Here is a 19,991-nt window from a genome sequence, read left to right on the forward strand (position 1 = left end):
CCCGACACGGGCCCGGCCATGGCGACACCCGAGATCGTCCTCGACGCCCGGGGACTGACGCGCACCTACCTGACCGGCGAGGTCGAGGTGCCGGCCCTGCGCGGCGTGGACCTCGCCCTGTCCCGCGGCGAGCTGGTGGTGATGCTCGGCGCCTCGGGCTCCGGCAAGTCCACCCTGCTCAACATCCTCGGCGGGCTGGATCGTGCCGATGCCGGGCGGCTGCGCTACCTCGACCAGGATCTGTCCGGCGCCACGCGGCGCCGGCTCACCGACTACCGCCGTCGGCACGTGGGCTTCGTCTTCCAGTTCTACAACCTGATCTCGAGCCTCACCGCCCGGGAGAACGTGGCCATCGTCGCCGATATCAGCGAGGCGCCGATGGCGCCGGAGGACGCCCTCGAGCTGGTCGGCCTGGGGCATCGGCTGGATCACTTCCCCTCCCAGCTGTCCGGGGGCGAGCAACAGCGCGTGGCCATCGCCCGAGCGCTGGCCAAGCGGCCCGCGCTGCTGTTCTGCGACGAGCCCACCGGCGCCCTGGACTTCCGCACCGGCATCCGCGTCCTGGAGGTCATCGAGCGCGTCAACCGGGACACCGACACCACGGTGGCGATCATTACCCACAATGCGGTCATCGGCGGGATGGCCGATCGGGTCCTGCACCTGCGTGACGGACGCCTCGAGGCCCAGACGCGCCCCGAGCAGCGCCAGGCCGCCGGAGCGCTGGTCTGGTGAGCGCCACCCTGGCCCTCAAGCGGCGGCGAGACCTGTGGCGGCTCAAGACCCAGGTCCTGGCCATCGGCGTGGTCATCGCCGGCGGGGTCATGACCCTGGTGCTGGCACTCAGCATGATCGAGACCCTGACCGAGGCCCGGGCCGCCTTCTATGCCAGCCATCACTATGCCGAGGTGTTCGCACGCGTCAGCCGGGCCCCGGAGGGCCTGGTGACCCGCCTGCAGCGGCTGCCCGGGGTCAACCTGATCGAGTCCCGGGTCGGCGCCCCGGTGCGACTCGCCGTGGCCGGCTTCGAGGATCCGGTCCAGGGCCGGGCCCTCTCCCTGCCGGACGGGCGCCAGCCGGTCCTCAACCGCCTGCACCTGCTGCGCGGCGGCCTGCCCGGGCCCGGCCGCGAGGACCAGGTGGTGATCAGCGACGCCTTCGCCGAGGCCCACGACCTGGCGCCCGGGGACGCGCTGGAGGCCATCCTGGAGGGCCGGCGGATCCGGCTGCTCATCAGCGGGGTGGCGCGCAGCCCCGAGTTCCTCTATCAGGCCGGCCCCGCCGACCTGGTGCCCGACTACCACCGCTATGCGCTGCTGTGGATGAATCGCCGCGCCCTGGCCGAGGCCATCGACATGAGCGGTGCCTTCAACGAGCTGAGCCTGACCCTGCAGGCCGGTGCCGAGCGCGAGGGGGTGATCGATGCCCTGGACCTGGCCCTGGCGCGATACGGCGGCACCGGCGCCGGGACCCGCCATGATCAGCAGTCCCACCGCTTCCTCGAGGAGGAACTGGCCATGCAGCGCGCCCAGGCCAGGGTGCTGCCCACGGTCTTCCTGCTGGTCTCGGCCTTCCTGCTCCACGTCATCATGGTCCGCACCATCCGGACTCAGCGCGAGCAGATCGCCGTCCTCAAGGCCTTCGGCTTCCGTGACGGCGAGCTCGCCCGTCACTATGCCGGCCTCGCCGGGGGGATAGTGCTGCTGGGATGGGGCCTCGGGGTGGGGCTGGCCGCCTGTGCCGCCCAGGCGATGGCCGACCTCTATGCGGAATACTTTCGCTTCGCCGACCTGCCCCTGCGACTGTCGATCGAGGCCATGGTGCTGTCGCTGGCCCTTTCGGGCCTGGCCGGGCTCGGCGGCTGCTGGCGGGCGGTCTGGGTGGCCGTGCGCCGTCCGCCCGCCGAGGCCATGCGCCCCCCCGCGCCACAACGCTTCCGACGCACCTGGCTGGAACGCTGCCTGCCGGGCGGCGGGCCTGCCGCACGCATCGTGCTGCGCCATCTGGGCCGCCACCCGGTCAAGGCGAGTTTCTCGATCACCGGGATCGCCCTCTCGGCGGGATTGCTGATGATGGGGGCCTGGCAGCTCGATGCCGTGGAGCGCATGGTGGACCGCCAGTACCGGGACATCATGGGCATGGACATCGAGCTGAGCTTCACCGAGGCCGTCCCCGCCAGGGCGGCCGGCGAACTGCGTCACCTCCCCGGCGTCCTCGGGGTGGAGACATGGCGCACCGTCCCCGTGACCCTGAGCCATGGCCACCGTCGCTACCGGACCCGGCTGACGGGCCTGCCGGACTGGCCCAGGATGCGCCGAGTGGTCGCCGCCGGGCCTCCCCGGCCGGTGCCCGACACGGGGCTCTGGCTGACCCGTTACCTGGCCGAGTGGCTCGGCGACCGGCCGGGCGACCCGGTGGAAGTGGCGGTCATGACCGGGCATCGCCGTCGCGTCGCCCTGCCCCTGACCGGGCTCGTCGACGAACCCATCGGGGTCGGCGCCTACCTCAGCCGAGATGGCCTCAATCGCCTGATGCGGGAAGGGCCCGCCGTCAGCGGCGCCTGGTTGCTGGTCGACGCCGCCCGTCGCGAGGCGCTGCTCGACGAACTTCACGGCCTGCCCGCCGTGGCCGGCATCGGCCTGCTCGACGAGGCCGAGCGGGGCGTGCGCGCCTACCTGGACGAGACCATGGGGGTCTTCGCGACCATCTTCGTGCTGCTGGCCGGGTCCATCGCCTTCGGGGTGATCTACAACGACGCCCGCATCAGCTTCGCCGAGCGCGCCCGCGAACTGTCGACGCTGCTGGTCCTGGGCTACACCCGCCTCGAGGTATCGCGGATACTGGTGGGGGAGATCCTGCTGCTCACGCTGCTGGCGATCCCGCCGGGCTGGGCGCTGGGCGCCGGCTTCTGCTGGCTGCTCGGCGAGGCCGTCAGCAACGACCTCTTCCGCATCCCGCTGGCGCTCACCCCGCGCACCCTGGCGCTCGCCGCCAGCGGGGTCCTCGGCGCCGCGGCGCTGGTCGGCCTGCTGATGCTGCGCCGCCTCGGACGCCTGGACATGATCGCGGTGCTCAAGGCACCGGAGTGACGAAGGAGACCCCATGCGCCCCCCCCACCCGACGCTGGTCCGCCTGGGCTGGGCAGTGCTCGCCCTGGCCCTGGCCGGCCTGCTGGCCTGGGCCCTGCGCCCGGCTCCCGAGACGGTGACCACCGCCCCGGTGACCTCGGCTCCCTTCACCGACAGCGTCCGCGAGGAGGGCCGGACGCGGCTGCGCGATACCTGGCACGTCTCCGCCCCCATCGACGGCTACCTGCAACGGGTCACCCTGGAACCCGGCGACCCGGTGTCCCCGGGGCAGGTGCTGTTTCGTCTGGAGCCCAGCCCCGCGCCGGCCCTCGACGCCCGCAGCCGCGAACAGGCGGAGGATGCCCTCTCGGCCGCCCGCGCCCGACTCCACGCCGCCGAGGCCAACCTGGAGACCGCCGAGGCCGAGCGGCGCTTCGCCGAAGCGGAGTACCAGCGCTACCGGCGCCTGCACGAGCGCCAGCTGGTGTCCACCGCCGAGCTCGAACACTACGCCAGCCGGCGCGACCGCCAGCGCGCCCTGGCCCGGGCCGCCGCCTCCGGGGTGGAGGCGGCACGCTTCGAGGTCGAGAGCGCACGCGCGGTGCTGGCGGTGGCCAGTGGCACCCGCGGCGACGACGACACGCCCTGGCTCGAGGTGTCGTCGCCGGTGGGCGGCGTGGTGCTCGAGCGCATGCGCTGTTGCGAGGGGGCCGTGGCCGCAGGCGAGGCCATCCTCGAGATCGGCCGACTCGCCGACATGGAGGTCCGGGTGGACCTGCTGTCGATGGATGCCGTGCGCCTGACACCGGGCATGGCGGTGGAGATCGGCGGCTGGGGCGGCCCGCCGTTGCGGGGGCGCGTGCGACGCATCGAGCCGGCCGGCTTCACCCGGGTCTCGGCGCTGGGGGTCGACGAGCAGCGGGTGCCGGTGATCGTCGACTTCGCCGAGGACGTGGCCCCCGCCGAGCTGGGGCTCGGGGTGGGCTTCCGGGTCGAGGCGACCTTCCTGATCTGGCAGGCCGAGGACGTCCTGCAACTCCCCACCAGCGCGCTCTTCCGCGATGCCGGGCGCTGGGCCGCCTTCGTGGTCGAGGACGGCCGTGCCCGCCTGCGCCATCTGGAGATCGGCCGCCAGAGCGGGCTGGTCACCCAGGTGAGCGACGGGCTGGAGGCGGGAGAGACGGTCATCGTCCATCCCGGGGAAGGGATCGAGGACGGCATCGCGGTGGCGCCTCGCGCCTGACTTGCCTGGGGCGTCCATGCCCGTATCATGACGCCATTGCCAAGCACCCGGAGCCGACATGACGCCTTCTCCCTCTCCCCTGCTGGTGATCTACACCGGCGGCACCCTGGGCATGGTCGACAGCCCCGAGGGGCTCGCCCCGGGCCGTGACATCGAGGCCCGACTGCGGCGCGCCCTGGCCGGCCTGCCGCCGGCACGCCAGGCCGCCCTGGCCGAGTTCCAGGTCCTCGAGACGGCGACCCCGATCGACTCCAGCAGCGCCACGCCGACCGACTGGCAGGCCCTGGCGGGATTGATCGCCGAACGGTACGCCACCTATGCCGGAATCGTGGTCATTCACGGCACCGATACCCTGGCCTGGACCGCCGCCAGCCTGGCCTACCAGCTCCAGGGGCTCGACCGGCCGGTCGTGGTCACCGGGGCCATGCGACCGCTGGAGGCGCCCGGCAGCGACGCCCTGGCCAACGTCGAGGTCGCCCTGCGCTTCGCCGCCGACCCCCGCCTGCAGGAGGTCGCGGTGTGCTTCGCCGGCCGATTGCTGCGGGGCGTACGCAGCCGCAAGTGGCAGACCCGTGAGGCGGATGCCTTCGTCAGCCCCAATCTCCCGCCGCTCGGCGAGTGCGTGGACGAGGATGCCGTGCTCTACCCCGGCCGCGGGCTGGAGCGCCAGCAGCGCGGCGCCCCGCGCTTCGAGCTGCCGGACTACACCCCCCTGGCCCACGGGGCCGTCCCGCGCATCGTCCTCTGGCCGGGGATGACCGCCTGGCAACTCGAGGCCTGGCTGGCGGACGATCGGGTCCAGGGCGCCCTGCTGGAACTCTGGGGGGGCGGCAACCTGCCGGGCGATCCGTCTCTGGCCGGCGTGCTGGGCCGGGCCAGCGGCGAGGGCAAGCTGTTGGCCGCGGTCAGCCAGTGTCCCTACGGCGCCGTCGCCATCGGCGACTATGCCGCCGGACGCCCGCTGATCGAGGCCGGGGTCCTGTCCGGCGACGACATGACGCCCGAGGCCGCGGTCACCAAGCTGGTCCACCTGCTGGCCCAGCCGCTCCCCGAGGCGGAACGACGGCGCCGCTTCCTCCTTCCGCTGGTGGGGGAACGCTCCCCCCCCGAGCGTTGAAGCCGGGCCCTGCCCCGCTCGAGGGCGTCGGACTAGAGTGGGGGATACACCGCGATGGGACAGGAGAGCCGCCATGGAACACCCCGATCACCCCTTCAGTGAACTCTTCGAGCAGCTCGGCCTGGCCTCGGACCCGGAGTCCATCAAGCGCTTCCTCGAGCGGCATGCCCCCATTCCCGAGGAGGTGGAGCTGCCCGACGCCCCCTGCTGGAACGAGGGGCAGGCCGAGTTCCTGCGCGAGGCCATCGCCGAGGACGCCGACTGGGCGGAGGTCGTCGATCACCTGGACGCCTCGCTGCGCAAGGCCTGATCCGTTGAAGCGGGCAGACCCCTGCGAGCAAGCGCGATAGACTGCACCGCACGACCCGTCAGGGCGCTTGACGAGCCGACCCCGGCGGTCGCCCCGTCTGCCCTCGCCACGACAAGGAGAACAGGCGTGCCCGCGATCGAGACAGACCCGCCCGCGTCGGTCACCCACCGGCCCCGGGGGCTCCCCATGCTGCCCGATGCCCTGGCGCTCCGGCTGGAGGACTGTGACACCCTGCCTTCCCTGCCCTCCGCCGTGCTGCGGGTCCTGGAGCTGTCGCGCTGCCCGGAGGCATCGACCAGCGACTATGCGGCGGCCATCGAGCCCGACCCCGCCCTGACCCTGAGGGTGATGGCGCTGGCCAACAGCGCCTTCTACTCCCGCCAGGCCGGCGAGGTGCATCAGTGTCAGGATGCCGTGGGACGACTGGGCACCGATGCCACCACGGCCGCGGCCCTGAGCTTCGGGCTGCGAGACCTCGAGGTTCCCGACCGCTTCTGGCATCGCGCCCTGACGGCCGCCACGGCGGCCCGGGAGCTGGCGCGTCGCCTGTGCCCCGAGGCCGCGAGCCGGCTGTTCACCGCCGCCCTCCTCCAGGACGTGGGCATCCTCGCCCTGGTCGCCCTCGAGGGCGAGGCCTACGCGAGCCGGCTGGAGTGTCTCGTTCAACACCCTGAGCTCGCGGTGGCCGAGCGCGAGGCCTACGGCTGCGACCATGCCCGGGTCGGCGCCTGGCTGGCCCGCGACTGGGGGGCCTCCCTGGACCTGGCCCGGCTCATCGCCGACAGCCACGGCCCGCTGACGGCCGACGATCCCCAGCGGCTCTGCCTGCGCCTGTCGGGGCGGGTCGCCGACGCCCACCTGGCCGACGATGCCTCCCTGGCCTTCGCCAAGCTCGGCCAGCTCCTGGAGCGGTTCGGTGACCTCGAGGGTCTTCCGAGCCTGTCCCTGGAGCGGCTGCTCGGGGAGGTCTGCGACGCCCTGCCGGCCATGACCGAGCTGTTCGCCCTGACCGGGATGCCTAGCCTCGACCGGACCCAGGTGCTGCTCGAGGGCAAGCAGCGGCTGTTCGCCCTGACGCTGCACCTCTGCGCGCGCCTCGAGGACCACCATCGCCAGCTCGACGCCCTGCGCGAGGAAAACGACGCGCTGGACATCAAGACCCGCACGGACCCCCTCACCGGCCTCGCCAATCGCGGCTGGCTGGAACACAGCATCGAGCAGCGTCTCCAGGCGGCGGAGCGCGCGGGGCAGGGCCTGGCGCTGCTGTTCATCGACCTGGATCACTTCAAGGCGCTCAACGACCGGCACGGGCATGGGGTCGGCGATACCGCCCTGGTCAACTTCGCCACGGCCCTGCGCGACCTGATCCGGGAAGGCGACCTGGCCGGCCGTTACGGCGGCGAGGAGTTCCTGGTGGTCCTGCCGGACCAGGGAAGCGACGGGGCCCGCCGGGTGGCGGCCCGGCTGCTGAGGCTGCTCGAGGCGCAGCCGATGGCCGAGGGACAGGATGAGACGCTGTACCTGTCGGCCTCGATCGGCATCGCCACCCTGGAAACCGGCCCGTTCCGCTCGGCCATGCAGATGATCGATGCCGCGGATCGCCAGATGTACCGCGCCAAGCGCGGTGGCCGTGGGCGGGTGGCCTCCTTGAAGCCGGCCTAGGAGCCTGGCCGGTGGTCGCGTGACGCGGGCACCGGGGCTCTCCTAGAGACGCGCCGCCACGCGGTCCAGGATCTGCTGGCTGACCTTGTTGACCAGGGGCCGCATCGCCCGGTTGACGGCCTTTTCCACCAGGCGGTTCTTGATCTCGTACTCCAGGGTCAGCGCCACCTCGGTGCCCTCCGGCACCGGGGTCAGATGGTAACGCCCGCGGTTGTGCACCCCGGACAGGGATTCCCAGGCCAGTACCTCCGGCGCCCGGGACTCGGTGATCTCCACCTCGAAGGTCCAGTCCATGCCCACGGCATGCACGTGCCAGCGATAGCGGCCCTCCCCCAGGGACTCGATGTCCCGGATGAGGTCGGCGTAGTCGACGAAGTCCTCCACGCGCTCGAGCAGGGCGAAGACCCGCTCGGGAGGCGCCTCCAGGGTGGCACTGTGCTCGATGATGGCCATGCCGGTTCCTTGTGCTGAGGGTCATCGGGGCGGCAGGGCCGACTCGGCCCTGCCCCCTCCAGCTTCCTCGAAGGCCGCGGCCGATGTCCAGCCGGGGCTCAGGCCAGGAGCAGCGCTGAGTGATCTCGCGAGCGTTTCTACAGGTCGCGCATCAGCAGGGCGAACTCGATCCGCGAGGCCTCGATGGGCTCCCCCGGCACCGGGATGCGGACCACGTGGCCCGAGCCGGGCGCCGCGCCCACGGGCTCGCCTCGCTTGTTCTCGATGTGCTCCAGGACGAAGCGACGATTGCCGCCGGGCAGCATCAGTTCCATGCCGTCGCCGACCTCGAAACGGTTCTTGACGTCGATCTCGAGCACGCCGCGATCCGGGTCGTAACCGGTGATCTCGCCGACGAACTGCTGGTGGACGCCCACCGAGTTGCCCTGCTCGTAGTTCTGGTACTCGTCGTGGACATGGCGACGATAGAAGCCTTCCGTGTAGCCGCGGTTGGCCAGGTTGTCGAGTTCGTCCATCAGCCGCATGTCGAAGGGGCGGCCGGCCACGGCGTCGTCGATGGCACGCCGGTAGACCTGGGCGGTGCGCGCCACGTAGTAGTGGGACTTGGTGCGCCCCTCGATCTTCAGCGAGCTCACCCCCATCTCGGTCAACCGGGGCACGTGCTGGACGGCGCGCAGGTCCTTGGAGTTCATGATGTAGGTGCCGTGCTCGTCCTCGAAGACCGGCATCAGCTCGCCGGGCCGGGTGCGGTCCTCGATCAGCGCCGAGAGCTCGTCCTGGCCCTCCACGCCGCCGGCGGTGGCGGTGCTCGTCTCGGCGCTGCCGCCGGCGGAGGCGATCATGCCGCCGCCCTGCTCCGGCGTCCAGATGCCGCTGGCGGCATGGGCCCGGGCCGAGTTGGCCGGGACCAGGTCGCCGGTCTCGTCCTCGGCGGCGGCCACGGTGTTGTACTTCCAGCGGCAGGCGTTGGTGCAGGTGCCCTGGTTGGGGTCGCGGTGATTGAAGTAGCCGGACAGCAGGCAACGCCCCGAGTAGGCGATGCACAGTGCGCCATGAACGAAGGTCTCGATCTCGAGGTCCGGGCACTCGGCACGGATCTGGGCGATCTCCTCCAGCGACAGCTCCCGGGACAGGATGATCCGGCTGATGCCCTGCCGCTGCCAGAACTTCGCCGCGGCATAGTTGACCACGTTGGACTGCACCGACAGGTGGATCACCTGATCCGGCCAGCGCTCGCGGATCATCATGATCAGGCCGGGATCGGACATGATCAGGGCGTCGGGGCCGGCCTCGATCACCGGCTCCATGTCCCGCAGGTAGGTCTTGAGCTTGCTGTTGTGGGGGGCGATGTTGGAGGCCACGTAGAACTGCTTGCCCCGCTCGTGGGCATAGGCGATGCCCTTGTGCAGGTTGTCGAGCTTGAAGTCGTTGTTGCGCACGCGCAGGGAGTAGCGCGGCTGGCCGGCATAAACCGCGTCCGCGCCATAGGCGAAGGCATAGCGCATGTTCTTGAAGGTGCCGGCGGGCGACAGCAGTTCGGGGGCTTGCATGGGGTTCACCGTTGTCAGGACGATGGCGCGCTTGAGCGCAGGAAACGAAGGGGGACGGATTATAACAGCGCCGAACGCCGAACGCCGAACGCCGAACGCCGAACGCCGAACGCCGAGCCAGCTTGGCACTTGTCTCGACGGTCAAGTACACTGGGGGCTTCCCGGACCGGACCCCGGTTAAGCAAATTCTCCGACCCACAGGTACCCCATGTCCCATCATTCCGCTCCTGCCACCGTGGTGATCTACTCCGGCGGCATGGATTCCTATACCGTGCTTCACCGCGCCCTGCGCGAGGGCCGCGAGGTGCATGCGCTCTCCTTCGACTACGGCCAGCGCCACGCCCGCGAGCTGGAGGTCGCCCGCCGGGTCTGCCGAGAGCTCGGCGTGCCCCACCAGGTGGTCGACATCACCGCCATCCACGGCCTGATCGACGCCTCCGCGCTGACCGACGCCAGCCGCGAGCTGCCCGACGCCGACTACGCCGAGGACAACCTGCAGGACACCGTGGTGCCCAACCGCAACATGATCCTGCTCTCGCTGGCCATCGCCAAGGCGGTGAACATCGGCGCCGACCGGGTCGACTACGGCGCCCACGGCGGCGATCACGTCCTCTACCCGGACTGCCGGCCCGAGTTCGTCGAGGCCATGAATGCCGTGGCCGCCATCGCCAACTTCGCCCCGATCGAGATCCACGCCCCCTACCTGCGTGCCGGCAAGGCCGAGATCCTCGCCGACGGCCTGGCCATGGGCCTGGACTATGCCCGCACCTGGACCTGCTACCGGGGCGAGGCCCTGGCCTGCGGTCGCTGCGGCAGCTGCCGGGAGCGGCTGGCGGCCTTCGCCGCCAACGACGCCGTCGACCCCCTGGCCTACGCGGGGGAGCCCGGGGATGTATAGCGTCAAGGAGGCCTTCTACTCGCTGCAGGGGGAAGGCGGCCAGGCCGGCCGGGCCAGCGTCTTCTGCCGCTTCAGCGGCTGCAACCTCTGGTCCGGCCGCGAGGCCCACCGGGCCGCGGCCGCGTGCCGCTTCTGCGACACCGACTTCGTCGGCACCGACGGCCAGCACGGCGGGCGCTTTACCTCGACCGCCGCCCTGGCCGACCATCTGGTGGCCCTGTGGCCGGAGGCCCCTGGCACGGCGACGCCCCAGGTGATCTTCACCGGCGGCGAGCCCCTGCTGCAGCTCGACGAGGCCCTGATCGCCGCCATGCACGAGCGCGGCTTCGACGTCGCCGTGGAGACCAACGGCACCCTGCCGGCGCCCGCGGGCATCGACTGGCTGTGCGTCAGCCCCAAGGGCCAGGCGCCGCTCGTCCAGACCCGCGGCGACGAGCTCAAGCTGATCCATCCCCAGCCCGACGCGCCGCCCGAACGCTTCGTCGACCTGGGCTTCCGTCACTTCTTCCTGCAGCCCATGGACACCGCTCCCCTGGGGGGCGGCGGCGACAGCCTGGCCGAGACCGTGGCCTATTGCCTGGCCCATCCGCAATGGCGGCTGTCGCTGCAGACCCACAAGATCGCGGGGATCGACTGATGACCCTCTTCGTCCATCGCCTCACCCACCTGGACATCTCGCTGTGGTGCCCCGAGCGCGGGCTCGTCGGCGCGAGCTGGCTCGTCGACGCCGAGCTCGACGGCGAGCTCGGCGAGGACGGCATGCTCTTCGACTTCGGCGAGGTCAAGCCCTGGATCAAGTCGCGCCTCGACCGCGGGGCGGACCATACCCTGCTGGTGCCCACCGAGGCGGCGGGCATCGCGGTCCGGGACTGCCCGGAGGGCCTCTGCGTGCGGGCCGAGACGCCCTATCCGTTCGAGGTGCGCGGCCCGCGCCAGGCCTTCACCCTGCTGCCCTGGGACGCCGTCACCCCGTCGCGGCTCGCCGAGCGGCTGGCCACGGAACTGATGCGTCAGCCCCCGCCCAGGGTCGAGGCCATCCGCCTGGCCCTGCGCGAGGAGGCCATCGCCGGCGCCCACTACACCTACAGCCATGGGCTCAGGCGCCATGCGGGCAACTGCCAGCGCATCGCCCACGGCCATCGCTCGCGGCTTCACGTCTGGCAAGGGGGGGAACGATGCCCTGCCCTGGAGGCCGACTGGGCCTCTCGGCTCGCGGACCGCTACCTGGTGGACGAGGCGGATGTGGTGGAGGGGCAGGACGCCTCCTTCCTGGGTCGGCTGACCACCCGCTACCGGGCCGAGCAGGGACGGTTCGCGCTGAGCCTGCCCCGGGAACGCTGCGTGGTGATGCCATGCCCCACCACGGTGGAGCACATCGCGGCCTGGCTGGCCGGGGAGATCGCCGGGGAAACGGGACGGGCCACCCGGGTCCAGGCCTTCGAGGGCGTCGACAAGGGGGCCCTGGCGGAGGCCCGCCCTGAGGCCGGTGCCCCGGAACGCCGGCCGGAGACGCACGCAACGCCATGAGTCACGAACCGTCGGCCCCCGGTTGTCGCCCGGGCTGCGGCGCCTGCTGCATCGCGCCCTCGATCAGTTCCCCGATCCCCGGCATGCCGGCGGGCAAGCCCGCCGGGGAACGCTGCGTGCAGCTCGACGACGACAACCTCTGCCGCCTGTTCGGCGACCCCCGCCGCCCCGGGGTGTGCGCCCGGTTCGACTTCGACCCGGCACTGTGCGGGGAGCACCGCGACCAGGCGCTCGAGCGCATCGCCGCCCTGGAGGTCGCGACCTAGCGGCCGCTCAGTCCTCGGCGTCGGCGGTGTGGGGCAGGCGCTTGTCGAGCAGGGTGCGCCAGCGTACCAGCACCGGGGCGTCGCTGTGGCTGACCTCGCCGAGCAGGGCGCGGAAGTCGGCGCGGGCGGCCTCGTCCTCCGGGTCGACCAGGGTCAGCCAGGCCTCCAGGGCACACAACTCCTGGTGCAGGTTACCGTCGTCCCGGGCCTGCTCCAGGGCCTGCTCGGTCAGGGCCCGAACCTCCTCGGCGGGATGGCCGAGGCGGAGGAGCACCCGGGCCAGTTGCACCGCCAGCTCGGGCACGAACAGGGTGGTACGCTCCCGGGCGATCAGCAGGCTCTGGTCCAGGTAGTCCTCGGCGCGGGCCAGCTCGCCCAGGGAGATGCAGGCATCGACGAACCACAGCGCCGGCCGCTGATAGGGGTCACGGCCGGTGACCTCGGCGAGCTCGTCCAGCGCCGCCTCGATGCGGGCGAGCCCCTCGCGGTCGCCGGACAGGGCCCGCTGCCAGCCGAGCACCAGGCGGGCCGAGACCTGCCAGAGGTGCAGGTCCGGCGTGCCGGTGATCTCGTAGGCGCGCTCCGCCCGGCTGGCGGCCAGGTGGACGTGCCCCACCTGGCGGTAGAGGGCCGCGGCGTACATCAGCGCCATGGCCAGGCTGCCGGGATGATTGATGCGCTCGGCCAGCCGGATCGCCGATTCCACCTGCTGCTCGGCGCGACCATAGTCGCCGCGCAGGCACAGCGCCCAGCCCTGGAAGCAGGCGGCGGCCACCTGGGGATGATCGGAGAACGGCAGCCACTCGATCATCATCGGCGCGTTGAGCGGATCGATCTCCTCCAGGTGCTCGTAGGCCTGCTGGATGCGTCCCGCCCAGTACTCGCAGCTGGCCCGCGCGAAGTCGGCCAGGCGACGATAGCGCGGATCCTCCAGCCGGCCGGCCAGGTCGGCCAGCCGCGAGGCCAGCAGGAAGGCATCGGCGTGGGCGTTGCGCTGGCTGCACCCTACCCACAGGCCCCACTTGACCAGGAAGGCCTGCTCCAGGTCCTCGCTCTCCTCCGGCGCCTCGTCGGCGCAGGCCAGCAGCTCCCGGGCACGCACGAAACTCTCGTGGGCCGTGGGCGAGCCGTGTCCCTCCAGGGCGAAGGCCGCCTGGCCACGCACGGTGTGCAGGCTGATCTCGCGTTCGGCCTGGCCCTCCACATGGCGCAGGCTGGCCAGCCCGAAGTCGGCCATCTTCAGGGCCGTGCGGTTGGCGCTGACCTTAAGCGCCTCGCGGGCGGCCAGCTCGAAGTAGCGGGCGCCCCGGGCGTAGTGGCCGCTGCGCCTCAGGTGGGTGGCGAAGTCGCCGGGATGCCGGCTGATCCACATCGGGAAGCGTTCCTCGATCAGGCCGACCACCTGGCGGTGCAGGGCCACCCGCACGTCCCGGGGGCAGGACAGGTAGGCGGCCTCCTGGAGGAGCTGATGGGTGAACTGGTATTCACGCCCCTCGTCCTCGCCCTCCACCGGCTCGATGATCTCCAGGCGCACCATCTGCTCCAGGGCGAAGGTCAGCCGCGGCATCTCCCAGCCGCTGCACTCGGCGAGGAAGTCGAGCCGGAAGCGACGCCCCAGGACCGCGGCCACATGAGCCACCTCGCGATCGGCGTCGAGCTGGTCGATGCGGCTGGCCAGCAGGCCGAGCAGGCCCCGTGGCAGCTCGTCGAGCTGCACGCTGCGCCCCTCGCGACGGTCCATGTCGACCCGCCGGCAGATCTCCTGCAGGTAGAGCGGCACGCCGTCGCAGCGTTCGATGATCTGGCTGCGCAGCCGCGGACTCAGGTGCAGGCGATAGCGGCGGGCCAGCTGGGAGAGCAGGCGCGAGGCCTGCATGGGATCGAGCCGGCCCAGGGTGATCTGCTGGTCCCAGTCGAGCTTGGCGGGCAGCGCCTCGCGGCCATGGTGACTGGCGACCAGCAGGAAGGGGCAATTGATGGGCAGCCGGGCCTGGAGGCCGGCCAGCACCTTGAAGGAGGGCTCGTCGAGCCACTGCAGGTCGTCGATCATCAGCACCAGCGTACGCCGCTCGGTCAGGCGATCGATCAGTCGGTGCAGCAGGGCCACCACCAGCTCGACGGCCTCGCCGCTCTGGGCGATCACGGCCAGCTCGCGGGGCTCGCGCACGCCCAGGGCCTCCTCCAGCAGCAGGCCTTGCTCGTCGCCGAGGTCGGCGGGGACGAGCCCCTCCAGGCGGTCGCCCTCGATGGGCCCGCCCAGGTGCCAGCGCAGCAACTGCCGCGCCACGCCGTAGGGCTCCTGGACCGACAGCCGGGTGGTGGGCTGCCAGCAGATGGCCGCCTCCCGGCTCTGCTCGAGCTGCCGGAAGCCGACCAGCAGGGCCGACTTGCCGAGCCCGGAGGGCCCGCGCACCAGCACGCTCTGGCGCAGCCCGATGCCGGCCCGGGCCAGGGCATCGCGCAGGGTGCGCAGTGCCGACTCGCGCCCTACCAGGCTGGGGGGCAGGGCCTCCCGGCCGCCCTCGTTCTCGCCCAGGACAAGGGCCCGCAGGCGAACCCGGCCGTCGCTGGCCACCAGCCGCGACGACAGCCGCGGCTGCAGGTCGAGGGCCGGCGGCATGTGCTGGCTGGCCTCCTGGGAGATCACCAGCTCGCTGCCCTCGGCGGCGCTCATCAACGACAGGGCTCCCTGGGTCACCTGCCCCAGGGGATCGACCAGGTGCCGCTCGGGCAGGTAGACGACGCGGCCGCTGTTGAGGCCGGCGGCCAGGGCGATGCTGGGGGCGCCCCCCTCGCCGGTCCAGTGGCGGGCGCTCTCCTCGGGCAGCATCCGGCGGCAGTGCTCGTAGAGGGCCACCAGCTCCGCCAGCTGGTGGGCGGGGCCATGGGTGCCGAAGCAGGCCAGGCCCAGGCCCCCGGTGGCGCCGGGCAGCCAGAAGCCCCCCAGATGGTGGCATTGCTGTTCGAGCCAGCGCATCAGCTCGATCTGCAGGGCCAGGCAGGCGCGGGCCTCGCCGCGGGTGGCGAGGTCGGCGTCCAGGGTCAGGCGGATGGCCATCACCGACAGCTGGCGCTGCTCGATCTCGTCCTCGCGCAGCGGCGAGCTGTCCGCGGCCAGGGTCCGGGAGAAGGCGCCGCTTGGGCCCGAGGCGGCCTCGGACTTGCCGTCGGACCAGTAGCGGGCGAGCTGCAGGAAGGCCGGATCGGGCTGCTGGCCGGTCAGGGCCAGCAGTTGGAGATAGGCGTTGTACTGCTCGTGGGCGGCGGCCAGCTGCCCCTGCTCGGCGAGCTGGCGCACCAGGCGCTCATGGAAGGGCCCATAGCCGGAGAAGCGGCTCACCAGGGCCTGCAGCAGCTCGTCCGGCAGCGGATCATGCTGCTCGAGGACCGACTCGGCGAAGCGGATCACCCGCTGGCGCCATTCGTTGCGCGCCTGGACCAGCCAGCGCTGGAACTCGGCGCAGGCGCTGAGCTGGAGCTCCTCCACCAGGTCGCCCTGGTAGCACTCCAGGATCTCCTCCAGGGTCTCCACCTCGGCCGGGGCCTCGAGCAGCGCCTGGAGCTCGTGGAGGTCGAAACGCCAGTGGTCGGGAAGGCGGAAGGCGATGGTCTGGCGGGAGACCGACAGGACCCGCTCGGCCTGCTCCCCCAGTGACTGGCGCAGACAGTGCAGGGCATGACGCAGGTTGGTCCGGCCCGACGACAGGCCCTGATCCGGCCACAGCAGCTCGGCCAGGGTCGCCCGATTCACCGGCTGATCGTGGAGCAGCAGGTAGACGAGCAGCGCCTTGACCTTGTCGTAGCTGAAATGGGTCAGGGCATCGTCGCTCAGGGTCAGCGAGAAGTGACCGAAGAGGGCCAGGCGATCCTGGTCGTCAGGAGTAACGGCGTCGGAAGCATCCCGCATGATGATCGGTCCTGCTGGGCGGCGTCGGCGTCAGGCCGGTACGCCGCTGTGAAAACGAAATGCCGAGTCCGGCATGGTGATCAGGTCGGCCTCGCGCTCGGCAAGGAAGGCGATCCGATCGTCGATGGCCTCCGGGGCGGCCTGCCGCGCCAGCATCAGGTAATCCTCATAGTGACGCCCTTCCGACTTAACCAGACCGCGATAGAACTTGGCAAGCTCGGCGTCAAGGTGAGGGATCAAACGGGCGAAGCGCTCGCAGCTGCGGGCCTCGATCAAGGCGCCGATGATCAGGACATCGACCAGGCGGTACGGCTCCTCGCCCCGGGCATGGCGTCGCAGGCCCTCGGCGTAGCGCGAGGCCGAGAGGTGCCGGTAGGCGATCCCCCGGGCCTCCATCAGCCCGACGACCTGCTCGAAGTGCAACAGCTCCTCCCGCGCCAGCTGGCTCATCTTGGCCAGCAGCAGGGGCCGATCCACGTAGCGATAGAGCAGGCTCATGGCCGTGGAGGCCGCCTTCTTCTCGCACTGGGCATGGTCGATCAGCAGCAGTTCGGGCTGCGAGAGGGCCCAGTCGACCCAGGCATCGGGCGTGGCGACGTGGAGGAAATCGAGCAGCCCGGGGGGCAACAGGTCAATTGGGGCGGCGGCAGGCATCGCGGTCATCTGGGGTCCGGCGGTTCAGGGTTCAGGGGAGAGGCGCGGCAGCGGCCCGGCGTCGCTCGGCCGCCGCCATCAGTTCGGCGGCGATGCGTGCATGCAGGGCGGCCGGCTCCAGGGGCTCGCGGGGCTCGAGGCCGTAGCGGGACAGCTCGCGGATGCGGTCCCGGCCCACGCGCAGCAGCTCCACCGCCCGGGACAGCGGCGGCTGGTCGGCGCGAAAGCGGATGCGGTGACGCACCAGCTGGGCCTCGAGCGCGGCGGCGTCGACCACCCTCAGGTGGCGGCCGGCGGCCGCCCCGCGCAGGGCATCCAGCTCCGCCATGCGCCGCGCCCGGGCCTCACCGGCCAGGGCAGGCCATTCGCGGATCTCCTCGTCGGTCCGCTGGCAGCCCCGGCAGACCCGGTCGCCCACCGTCGTCGAGCACAACCCCACGCAGGGGGAGGCGATTCGCCCTGCCATCGACCGCTCCTCTCCGTTGATCGAAGCCGTCATGGTAACGCGACGCCGGCGTGCTGGCACCCCGCCCGAGCCGCAGACCAAAGTTCAAGGTCCCGTCACGACGGGGATTCTTAACATTGTCGACAGTTTCTCCTAGAATGGCGGCACCGTTGACCGTGCCGTATTCACGTGCCGAGCCCTCCCGCGCCGCGGCCAGCCCGTCGCGCGGGATGCTCGGCCACCACAACCAATGAGGGCCACCACGTGCTTGAAGCCTATCGCCAACATGTCGAGGAGCGTGCCCAGGCCGGCGTGCCGCCGAAGCCGCTGAACGCCGAGCAGACGGCTGCCCTGGTCGAGCTGCTGAAGAACCCGCCCGCCGGCGAGGAGGAAGCCATCCTCGACCTGCTGACCAACCGGGTCCCGCCGGGGGTCGACGAGGCCGCCTACGTCAAGGCCGGCTTCCTGACCGCCATCGCCAAGGGCGAGGCCCAGTCGCCGCTGATCGACAAGGTCCACGCGGTCAAGCTGCTGGGGACCATGCAGGGCGGCTACAACATCGCCTCCCTGGTCGAGCTGCTGGACGATGCCGAGCTGGCCCAGGAAGTGGGCGAGCAGCTCAAGCATACCCTGCTGATGTTCGACGCCTTCCATGACGTGGAGGAGCGGGCCAAGGCCGGCAACGCCGTGGCCAAGGACGTCATCCAGTCCTGGGCGGAGGCCGAGTGGTTCCTGTCCAAGCCGGCCCTGGACGAGAAGATCACCCTGACGGTCTTCAAGGTGCCCGGCGAGACCAATACCGACGACCTCTCCCCGGCCCCGGATGCCTGGTCCCGCCCGGACATCCCGCTGCATGCCAACGCCATGCTCAAGAACGAGCGCGAGGGCATCGAGCCCGTCGAGCCCGGCGTGACCGGCCCGCTCAAGCAGATCGAGGAGGTCAAGGCCAAGGGCCATCCGGTCGCCTATGTCGGCGACGTGGTGGGCACCGGTTCCTCGCGCAAGTCCGCCACCAACTCCGTGCTCTGGTTCTTCGGCGACGACATCCCCAACGTCCCCAACAAGCGCGCCGGGGGCTTCTGCTTCGGCGGCAAGATCGCGCCCATCTTCTTCAACACCATGGAAGACTCCGGCGCCCTGCCCGTCGAGATGGACGTCGAGAAGCTCGAGATGGGCGACGTCATCGACGTCTACCCCTATGAAGGCAAGGTCTGCAAGCACGGCACCGACGAGGTGCTGACCACCTTCGAGCTCAAGACCCAGCTGCTGCTCGACGAGGTCCGCGCCGGCGGCCGCATCCCGCTGATCATCGGCCGCGGCCTGACCGCCAAGGCCCGCGAGTCCCTGGGCCTGGCCCCCTCCGAGGTCTTCCGCAAGCCGGAGCAGCCCGCCGACAGCGGCAAGGGCTTCACCCTGGCCCAGAAGATGGTCGGCAAGGCCTGCGGCATGGACGGCGTGCGCCCCGGCATGTACTGCGAGCCGAAGATGACCACCGTGGGCTCCCAGGACACCACCGGCCCGATGACCCGGGACGAGCTCAAGGACCTGGCCTGCCTGGGCTTCCAGGCCGACCTGGTGATGCAGTCCTTCTGCCACACCGCCGCCTACCCCAAGCCGGTCGACGTGGAGACCCACCACACCCTGCCCGACTTCATCATGAACCGCGGCGGCGTCTCGCTGCGCCCGGGCGACGGCATCATCCACTCCTGGCTGAACCGCATGCTGCTGCCCGACACCGTGGGCACCGGCGGCGACTCCCACACCCGCTTCCCGATGGGCATCTCCTTCCCCGCGGGCTCCGGCCTGGTGGCCTTCGCCGCCGCCACCGGCGTGATGCCGCTGGACATGCCGGAATCCGTGCTGGTGCGCTTCAAGGGCAAGCGCCAGCCGGGCATCACCCTGCGTGACCTGGTCCATGCCATCCCCTACTACGCCATCCAGCAGGGCCTGCTGACCGTCGAGAAGTCCGGCAAGAAGAACGCCTTCTCCGGCCGCATCCTGGAGATCGAGGGCCTCGAGGACCTCACCGTGGAGCAGGCCTTCGAGCTCTCCGACGCCTCCGCCGAGCGCTCCGCCGCGGGCTGCACCATCACCCTGGGCGAGGACTCGGTCGCCGAGTACCTGAAGTCCAACATCACCCTGCTCAAGTGGATGATCGCCAACGGCTATGGCGATGCGCGCACCCTGGAGCGCCGCATCCAGGGCATGGAAGAGTGGCTGGCCAACCCGAGCCTGATGCGCGCCGACAAGGACGCCGAGTACGCCGAGGTCATCGAGATCGACCTGGATCAGCTCGCCGAGCCGGTGCTGTGCGCCCCCAACGACCCGGACGACGCCCGCCTGCTCTCCGAGGTCGCCGGCGACAAGATCGACGAGGTCTTCATCGGCTCGTGCATGACCAACATCGGCCACTTCCGCGCCGCCGGCAAGCTGCTCGAGAAGCAGCCCGCGGGCAGCCTGAAGACCAAGCTGTGGCTGGCACCGCCGACCAAGATGGACCAGCACCAGCTCACCGAGGAAGGCTACTACGGCATCTACGGCCGCGCCGGGGCGCGCATGGAGATGCCCGGCTGCTCGCTGTGCATGGGCAACCAGGCCCGTGTCGCCGCCAAGAGCACCGTGGTGTCCACCTCCACCCGCAACTTCCCGAACCGCCTGGGCGACGGCGCCGACGTCTACCTGGCCTCGGCGGACCTGGCCGCGGTGGCCGCCGTGGAAGGCCGCCTACCGAGCGTGGAGGAGTATCGTCGCTACATGAGCGAGTTCGACGCCATGGCCGGCGAGATCTATCGCTACATGAACTTCCACGAGATCGAGGAATTCCAGAAGGCCGCCTCGAACGTGATCCCGGTGGCTCAGCAGGCCTGAGCCCCGATTCGACGCCGATGCTCGCA

The 19,991-nt window shown here is 71.2% G+C and carries 16 protein-coding genes; 11 read left to right on the plus strand and 5 right to left on the minus strand.

All coding sequences use genetic code 11. The features are described 5' to 3' along the window. The first annotated feature begins 18 nt into the window (after positions 1–18). From BEI_RS09825 to BEI_RS09850, 6 genes are all read left to right on the plus strand, one after another. Complete coding sequence (locus BEI_RS09825; RefSeq protein ID WP_097789356.1) at positions 19–732, plus strand: ABC transporter ATP-binding protein; 714 nt, start codon at positions 19–21, stop codon at positions 730–732. Next, entirely contained in the window at positions 729–3,086 is a 2,358-nt protein-coding gene (locus tag BEI_RS09830; protein ID WP_227644438.1) for an ABC transporter permease, read from the plus strand. The genes BEI_RS09825 and BEI_RS09830 overlap by 4 nt, the downstream gene beginning before the upstream one ends. A 13-nt stretch (positions 3,087–3,099) precedes the next feature. Then, the gene (locus BEI_RS09835) at positions 3,100–4,308 is read left to right on the plus strand and encodes an efflux RND transporter periplasmic adaptor subunit (protein WP_097789357.1); all 1,209 of its coding nucleotides are present in this window, start codon (positions 3,100–3,102) and stop codon (positions 4,306–4,308) included. A gap of 58 nt (positions 4,309–4,366) precedes the next feature. After that, positions 4,367–5,425, plus strand: coding sequence for an asparaginase (locus BEI_RS09840; protein ID WP_097789358.1), 1,059 nt, complete (start codon positions 4,367–4,369; stop codon positions 5,423–5,425). Positions 5,426–5,498: 73 nt separating this feature from the next. Further along, entirely contained in the window at positions 5,499–5,735 is a 237-nt protein-coding gene (locus tag BEI_RS09845) for a DUF2789 domain-containing protein (RefSeq protein ID WP_097789359.1), read from the plus strand. 126 nt (positions 5,736–5,861) lie between these two features. Then, positions 5,862–7,397, plus strand: a complete 1,536-nt coding sequence (locus BEI_RS09850; protein ID WP_097789360.1) for a GGDEF domain-containing protein — start codon at positions 5,862–5,864, stop codon at positions 7,395–7,397. Positions 7,398–7,439: 42 nt separating this feature from the next. Here BEI_RS09850 and BEI_RS09855 read toward each other — a convergent pair whose 3' ends face one another. Further along, entirely contained in the window at positions 7,440–7,850 is a 411-nt protein-coding gene (locus BEI_RS09855; RefSeq protein WP_097789361.1) for an SRPBCC family protein, read from the minus strand. A 137-nt stretch (positions 7,851–7,987) separates the two neighbouring features. Further along, positions 7,988–9,400, minus strand: a complete 1,413-nt coding sequence (trhP, locus tag BEI_RS09860; RefSeq protein WP_097789362.1) for a prephenate-dependent tRNA uridine(34) hydroxylase TrhP — start codon at positions 9,398–9,400, stop codon at positions 7,988–7,990. A 208-nt stretch (positions 9,401–9,608) separates the two neighbouring features. Between trhP and queC the strand changes: the two genes are divergently transcribed. From queC to BEI_RS09880, 4 genes are read left to right on the plus strand one after another with little or no spacing between them, the layout of a single operon-like run. Beyond that, a complete protein-coding gene (gene queC, locus BEI_RS09865) occupies positions 9,609–10,298 on the plus strand; it encodes a 7-cyano-7-deazaguanine synthase QueC (protein WP_097789363.1) in 690 nt (229 codons plus the stop codon). Further along, a complete protein-coding gene (gene queE / locus BEI_RS09870; protein WP_097789364.1) occupies positions 10,291–10,935 on the plus strand; it encodes a 7-carboxy-7-deazaguanine synthase in 645 nt (214 codons plus the stop codon). Before queC ends, queE begins: the two co-directional genes overlap by 8 nt. After that, on the plus strand, positions 10,935–11,825 hold the full coding sequence (locus BEI_RS09875) for a 6-carboxytetrahydropterin synthase (RefSeq protein WP_097789365.1): 891 nt from the start codon (positions 10,935–10,937) through the stop codon (positions 11,823–11,825). Before queE ends, BEI_RS09875 begins: the two co-directional genes overlap by 1 nt. Continuing rightward, positions 11,822–12,091, plus strand: coding sequence for a YkgJ family cysteine cluster protein (locus BEI_RS09880; RefSeq protein WP_097789366.1), 270 nt, complete (start codon positions 11,822–11,824; stop codon positions 12,089–12,091). Before BEI_RS09875 ends, BEI_RS09880 begins: the two co-directional genes overlap by 4 nt. 7 nt (positions 12,092–12,098) lie before the next feature. Here the strand turns inward: BEI_RS09880 and BEI_RS09885 are convergent, their stop codons facing one another. The 3 genes from BEI_RS09885 to BEI_RS09895 are packed head-to-tail and all read right to left on the minus strand — an operon-like array spanning position 12,099 to position 17,118. Beyond that, entirely contained in the window at positions 12,099–15,998 is a 3,900-nt protein-coding gene (locus tag BEI_RS09885; RefSeq protein ID WP_097789367.1) for an ATP-binding protein, read from the minus strand. Positions 15,999–16,028: 30 nt separating this feature from the next. Further along, on the minus strand, positions 16,029–16,661 hold the full coding sequence (locus tag BEI_RS09890; protein WP_097789368.1) for a MiaE family protein: 633 nt from the start codon (positions 16,659–16,661) through the stop codon (positions 16,029–16,031). A 22-nt stretch (positions 16,662–16,683) separates the two neighbouring features. Continuing rightward, entirely contained in the window at positions 16,684–17,118 is a 435-nt protein-coding gene (locus BEI_RS09895) for a DUF1289 domain-containing protein (protein ID WP_097789369.1), read from the minus strand. Positions 17,119–17,361: 243 nt separating this feature from the next. On the opposite strand from BEI_RS09895, the gene acnB reads away from it, so the two are divergent. Beyond that, positions 17,362–19,965: a bifunctional aconitate hydratase 2/2-methylisocitrate dehydratase gene (acnB, locus tag BEI_RS09900; protein WP_097789370.1), complete on the plus strand. Its 2,604-nt coding sequence runs from the start codon at positions 17,362–17,364 to the stop codon at positions 19,963–19,965. Positions 19,966–19,991 lie beyond the last annotated feature (26 nt).

The organism is Halomonas beimenensis (genome assembly GCF_002549795.1).
Classification (GTDB): Bacteria; Pseudomonadota; Gammaproteobacteria; order Pseudomonadales; family Halomonadaceae; genus Halomonas; species Halomonas beimenensis.

Bases quoted from the DNA above. Each gene is read 5' to 3' on its own strand.
- queE (WP_097789364.1), top strand. From the start codon at position 10,291: ATGTATAGCGTCAAGGAGGCCTTCTACTCGCTGCAGGGGGAAGGCGGC.
- queC (WP_097789363.1), top strand. From the start codon at position 9,609: ATGTCCCATCATTCCGCTCCTGCCACCGTGGTGATCTACTCCGGCGGC.
- BEI_RS09845 (WP_097789359.1), top strand. From the start codon at position 5,499: ATGGAACACCCCGATCACCCCTTCAGTGAACTCTTCGAGCAGCTCGGC.
- BEI_RS09855 (WP_097789361.1), bottom strand. From the start codon at position 7,850: ATGGCCATCATCGAGCACAGTGCCACCCTGGAGGCGCCTCCCGAGCGG.
- BEI_RS09875 (WP_097789365.1), top strand. From the start codon at position 10,935: ATGACCCTCTTCGTCCATCGCCTCACCCACCTGGACATCTCGCTGTGG.
- BEI_RS09890 (WP_097789368.1), bottom strand. From the start codon at position 16,661: ATGACCGCGATGCCTGCCGCCGCCCCAATTGACCTGTTGCCCCCCGGG.
- trhP (WP_097789362.1), bottom strand. From the start codon at position 9,400: ATGCAAGCCCCCGAACTGCTGTCGCCCGCCGGCACCTTCAAGAACATG.
- BEI_RS09840 (WP_097789358.1), top strand. From the start codon at position 4,367: ATGACGCCTTCTCCCTCTCCCCTGCTGGTGATCTACACCGGCGGCACC.
- BEI_RS09885 (WP_097789367.1), bottom strand. From the start codon at position 15,998: ATGCGGGATGCTTCCGACGCCGTTACTCCTGACGACCAGGATCGCCTG.
- BEI_RS09895 (WP_097789369.1), bottom strand. From the start codon at position 17,118: ATGGCAGGGCGAATCGCCTCCCCCTGCGTGGGGTTGTGCTCGACGACG.
- BEI_RS09835 (WP_097789357.1), top strand. From the start codon at position 3,100: ATGCGCCCCCCCCACCCGACGCTGGTCCGCCTGGGCTGGGCAGTGCTC.
- BEI_RS09880 (WP_097789366.1), top strand. From the start codon at position 11,822: ATGAGTCACGAACCGTCGGCCCCCGGTTGTCGCCCGGGCTGCGGCGCC.
- BEI_RS09825 (WP_097789356.1), top strand. From the start codon at position 19: ATGGCGACACCCGAGATCGTCCTCGACGCCCGGGGACTGACGCGCACC.